This window comes from Desulfopila aestuarii DSM 18488 (assembly GCF_900143695.1).
In the GTDB taxonomy this organism is placed as follows: domain Bacteria; phylum Desulfobacterota; class Desulfobulbia; order Desulfobulbales; family Desulfocapsaceae; genus Desulfopila; species Desulfopila aestuarii.
Window position 1 is genome coordinate 1 of record NZ_FRFE01000090.1, and the last position, 2182, is coordinate 2182.

The 2182-nt window shown below is 44.5% G+C and carries 1 protein-coding gene; it reads right to left on the reverse strand.

Annotation, left to right across the window (positions count from 1 at the left end):
• Positions 1-201: 201 nt before the first annotated feature.
• Positions 202-1287, reverse strand: a complete 1086-nt coding sequence (locus tag BUF15_RS26415) for a cytochrome-c peroxidase (protein WP_073617370.1) — start codon at positions 1285-1287, stop codon at positions 202-204.
• Positions 1288-2182 lie beyond the last annotated feature (895 nt).

Genomic DNA, 2182 nt, shown 5'->3' on the forward strand with positions numbered 1-2182 from the left:
GGCTAACCCTTCCCCTTGCCGGGCGAGTAGAGGACTTGCACCTCCTAGTAGGTGCGCCCTGCCGGGCGCACAACATAAAAGTGGCCCGAAAGATCGGGCCACTTCGGTTGACTCCTTTCATTCTTAAGTTTCTTCTTTTGGAACCGGCCAGTTTTCCACACAGAGAGAAATTCAAATATTTCAGGCCAACGCTATTGACAGTTATTGATCTGTCAATGCCATAAGAAATGCGATGAGATCATCCATTTCATCAGCAGTCATTCCCATATTGCCTATAAGTGGAGAGATGTTATCGGCAACCTCAGGGACAACGCCATCTAGTCCTGAGTTCTTGAATTCGACGATGCTTTGTAAGGTTGGGAAATAGCCGTTATGCGAGTATGGCGCAGTTATAGCAACATTACGAAGAGTTGGAATTTTGAATTTTCCATCTTGAGCCGGATCGTCGATCGTGTAACCAAGGCCCAAATCAGGCTCATCGAGTGGAACATGAGGGTTGACAGGGGTGCCAATGTTTGCGTAGCGATAGCTTGTAAAGGTATCGACGGTTGCGTTGGTTCCTGAAATTTTGTGCTGTTTGGTATGACAGACACTGCAGTGTTCCTTATATAGAGAAAATCCCCTCCTTTCTTTCACTGAGAGAGTGGCTGTGTCATATTTGGAACTGAATTTTTGAACCTCTGCCGAGCGCTCATATGCCGCGATGGCATCGCCAAATTGATTAAAGACCGTCGCTTCATCTAGCTGTGATAGTGGATCATCGACCAGCGAATCCTTGCCGTATACTTTCTCGAATAAATCTGCATAGCTTGCATTCCGTATTTCCTCGACAACTGCGACGATGTTAGGCATATTCATTTCAACCGGATTAAGTGGTGGCCCTTGCGCTTGTTCGGCGAGCGGATCACCAAGAGTCTCTCCAGTTGCCCGGCCATCCCAGAACATGCCGCCGACATACTCATTTTTTGCAGCATTATAATGAAGGGTGGGACTGAAGCCGGTGTATGCTGATGTCGGGGCGTTTCGTCCACCCAAGCTCGATCCATCAGCGCCTTTTGAGACGAAATTGTTATACGGATCATTTACATTGACCGGATCGGCAAAGCCTGCGTCTGGATGGTGACATGTTTGGCAGGACTGTGACTGATTGAAGGAAAAATTCACATCCTCATACATCAATTTTCCCAACCGTTCTTTAGGCGAAAGTTGTTGTGCCGCCTCCAATGGCATTTGGCTAACCCCAAGAATACAGCCAGCTATCATTGCACAAAATACTTTTCTGTTCATAACCCCTCCTGTTTTCTGGTTTTAACTTACAATTGTTGTGAGGTGTGTAGGACTCGTCGTTTGCAGACAATAGAATCGCAACCATTCAAAAAATGAACGGTTAGAAGATAGAAAGGTTACAAAAGGGAAGAATTTTTTAGTTGGATCCTAGAGAGAACTGCAGAACATTAAAAAACTGATATTACATCATTATACTCGCGTCCAAATTGATTCATTTTGTTGCTACTACTCTTCTTCTAAAAGATCTGGCGCTTTATATTCAGGAACTGGATAGAACCCCCAAAACCTGTATGGGTTAAAAACGATCTTTCTCCATTTTTTCAGCAGATAGTCTGCGGCAGTGTTAAACACTCATCAGTAGGCCTTATTGGAGATGCTCCCTGATATGGTGGGATCGGCCAAAAATTTATTATTGCGCCAAAATGGAGCAACTACAGGGAAGAGCTTACCAAAGCTAAGGACATGCGAGCGTCAGAAGGCCAGGCTTATCAATATCATTACCAGTTATTCGATCATGAGCTCATGTACAATCTCTCATCTGAGACTGCATTTTTGTCGTTAGAAGAAGGATTACGAAACCGACTGTTTTTTTCAGGACAGCAGTAGTGTAAACGTCAAGCGGCTACCGATTCACAAAAGGTGTGTCCTGCCAACCTCGGATATACAACCTATGTACTTAATAGATTATGATATCCTCTTCTGACAGATGTCTGAATTGCCAATCTCGAATTGATAAATGTAAAGCACTATGCAGCCGATTGATAGTTTATTTGAAAGTAGATGAAAATCTTGCGACACTGGTGTATCCGCTAATTAAACCCCACTTATTGATTGCGGCAAAAGGAGGTCGGCGGCTTTGAGCCTGTTCGGTAGCAGCTCTTCGTAATCGCTCTGC

Excerpts from the sequence above, each read along its gene's own strand:
- BUF15_RS26415 (WP_073617370.1), bottom strand. The coding sequence starts at position 1,287 with ATGAACAGAAAAGTATTTTGTGCAATGATAGCTGGCTGTATTCTTGGG.